This is a genomic window from Pseudomonas sp. FSL R10-2189 (genome assembly GCF_009600325.1).
GTDB classification, from domain to species: domain Bacteria; phylum Pseudomonadota; class Gammaproteobacteria; order Pseudomonadales; family Pseudomonadaceae; genus Aquipseudomonas; species Aquipseudomonas helleri.
In genome coordinates this window covers 1-1,752 of the sequence record NZ_WIVZ01000088.1, presented here as the reverse complement: position 1 = coordinate 1,752, position 1,752 = coordinate 1, and the positions used below count along the sequence as shown (strand labels likewise).

2 protein-coding genes are annotated in these 1,752 nt (G+C 61.0%); both read left to right on the top strand.

Annotation, left to right across the window (positions count from 1 at the left end; all coding sequences use genetic code 11):
- Window positions 1–1,218 (top strand): chemotaxis protein CheA (locus GHO32_RS25960; protein ID WP_178113947.1); only part of this gene is annotated, 1,218 nt, incomplete at its 5' end.
- Between the two features lie 49 nt (window positions 1,219–1,267).
- Window positions 1,268–1,752 (top strand): response regulator (locus GHO32_RS25955; protein WP_153443099.1); only part of this gene is annotated, 485 nt, incomplete at its 3' end.

Sequence of the window (1,752 nt, the reverse complement as noted above, 5' to 3'; positions counted from 1 at the left end):
GGGCGCCGGGCAGAACCGGCACCGCAGGAAAAACCGGTGGCCAGCGAGGCCGAAACCACGGTGCGGGTAGACACCGCGCGGCTCGACGAAATCATGAACATGGTTGGCGAACTGGTGCTGGTGCGTAACCGCCTGGTGCGCCTGGGCCTGAGCATTCATGACGAGGCCATGGCCAAGGCGCTGTCCAACCTCGACGTGGTCACCGCAGACCTGCAAACCTCGGTCATGAAGACCCGCATGCAGCCGATCAAGAAAGTTTTCGGCCGCTTCCCGCGTCTGGTTCGCGATTTGGCCCGTCAGCTGAAAAAAGAAATCAGCCTGGAACTGGTGGGCGAAGACACCGACCTCGACAAAAACCTCGTGGAGGCGCTGGCCGACCCGTTGGTGCACTTGGTGCGCAACGCGGTTGACCATGGCTGTGAAACCCCTGAAGAGCGTGAAGCCGCAGGCAAGTCGCGGTGCGGGCGGGTGGTGCTATCGGCCGAGCAGGAGGGCGACCATATCTTGCTGTCGATCTCTGACGACGGCAAAGGCATGGACGCCAATGTGCTGCGCGCCATCGCCGTCAAAAAAGGCCTGATGGACAAGGACGCCGCCGATCGCCTGAGCGAAAACGACTGCTACAACCTGATCTTTGCCCCGGGCTTTTCGACCAAGACCGAGATTTCTGACGTGTCGGGCCGTGGCGTGGGCATGGACGTGGTGAAAACCAAGATCGCCCAGCTCAATGGCTCGTTGGCCATTGAATCGACCTTGGGCAAGGGCTCAAAAATCGTCATCAAGGTGCCGCTGACCCTGGCGATCATGCCAACCCTGATGGTCATGCTGGGCAATCAGGCGTTTGCCTTCCCGCTGGTCAACGTCAACGAAATTTTCCACCTGGACCTGTCGCGCACCAACGTGGTCGACGGCCAGGAAGTGGTGATCGTGCGCGACAAAGCGTTGCCGCTGTTCTACCTCAAGCGCTGGCTGGTGGCCTCGGCCGCCCATGAAGAGCAACGCGAAGGGCATGTGGTGATTATCTCGATTGGTACCCAGCGCATCGGCTTTGTCGTCGATCAACTGGTGGGCCAGGAGGAAGTGGTGATCAAACCGTTGGGCAAAATGCTTCAGGGCACGCCGGGCATGTCGGGCGCCACCATTACCGGTGACGGTCGCATTGCCTTGATCCTGGATGTGCCGAGCATGCTCAAGCACTACGCCTCGCGGCGTATTTGATTCTCGTAGCAGGGCGCGCCAGCGTGCCCTGCCGCCTAACGGAGTGTTTATGGTAGTCAAGGTCCTGGTGGTGGACGATTCTGGGTTTTTCCGCCGTCGTGTGTCGGAAATTCTGTCGGCTGACCCGACGATTAAAGTGATCGGCACCGCCACCAATGGCAAGGAAGCAATTGATCAGGCGTTGGCGCTCAAGCCCGACGTGATCACCATGGACTACGAAATGCCGATGATGGACGGCATCACGGCGGTGCGGCACATCATGCAGCGCTGCCCGACACCGGTCTTGATGTTCTCGTCGCTGACCCACGAAGGCGCGCGCGTGACCCTCGATGCGCTGGACGCCGGGGCCGTGGACTTCCTGCCGAAGAATTTCGAAGACATCTCGCGCAACCCCGACAAGGTCAAACAGCTGCTGTGTGAAAAGGTCCATACCATTTCGCGCAGCAACCGGCGCCTGTCCAGTTACAGCGCGCCGCCGCCCGTTGCCGCACCGGCACCTGTGAGCCGTACGCCGCTGGCTGGGGCGCCCACGCC